The sequence below is a fragment of the Mesorhizobium sp. M7A.F.Ca.AU.002.02.1.1 genome, from assembly GCF_003998535.1.
In the GTDB taxonomy this organism is placed as follows: domain Bacteria; phylum Pseudomonadota; class Alphaproteobacteria; order Rhizobiales; family Rhizobiaceae; genus Mesorhizobium; species Mesorhizobium ciceri.
The window spans coordinates 1-468 of the sequence record NZ_RZPB01001481.1 but is presented as its reverse complement, the minus strand read 5'-3'; the positions used below and the strand labels follow the sequence as shown (position 1 = coordinate 468).

Sequence of the window (468 nt, the reverse complement as noted above, 5' to 3'; positions counted from 1 at the left end):
AGACTGTCGCCCGCCAGATCGGCGCCGATTACGGAAACGGGGACAGCGGCAGCGCCGAGCGAAACGATGTTGGCCACGACATTGCCGGCGCCGCCCATGGTCGAGGTCTCGCCGCGCCCATGCAGCACCGGGATCGGCGCTTCCGGCGAGATCCGCTCGATGACGCCGTTGACGAAACGATCGAGGATGAAGTCGCCGACCACCAGCACGGTGGCTTGGCCGAACCGCGCAATGGCGCGGTGCAATGGTTCTGGAGAAGGCGGATTGTGCTTGATCATGTCACTGGCAACGCGAGGGTAAGGCAAATCTCAATTGTGATGAAAATTGTCAATTTACGGGCCGGATCGTTCATGCCTGCCGATATACCGCAAATCCACGCAGCGCAACGTCAGGACATGACCCGCGACTGTCCGATGCGTCAGCTCTTCTGCAGGGCAACATGGACGCCCAGCCCGACCAGCACCGCCC

1 protein-coding gene and 1 pseudogene are annotated in these 468 nt (G+C 62.0%); one reads left to right on the top strand and one right to left on the bottom strand.

Annotated elements, in window-relative coordinates:
• Positions 1-278, bottom strand: a pseudogene (locus EN879_RS38480) (bifunctional heptose 7-phosphate kinase/heptose 1-phosphate adenyltransferase); the annotation flags it as partial.
• Here EN879_RS38480 and EN879_RS39625 point away from each other — a divergent pair.
• Positions 216-468: hypothetical protein (locus EN879_RS39625; RefSeq protein ID WP_206521123.1), on the top strand; the 253-nt coding region annotated here is incomplete at its 3' end. The pseudogene EN879_RS38480 and the gene EN879_RS39625 sit on opposite strands and share 63 nt — an antisense overlap.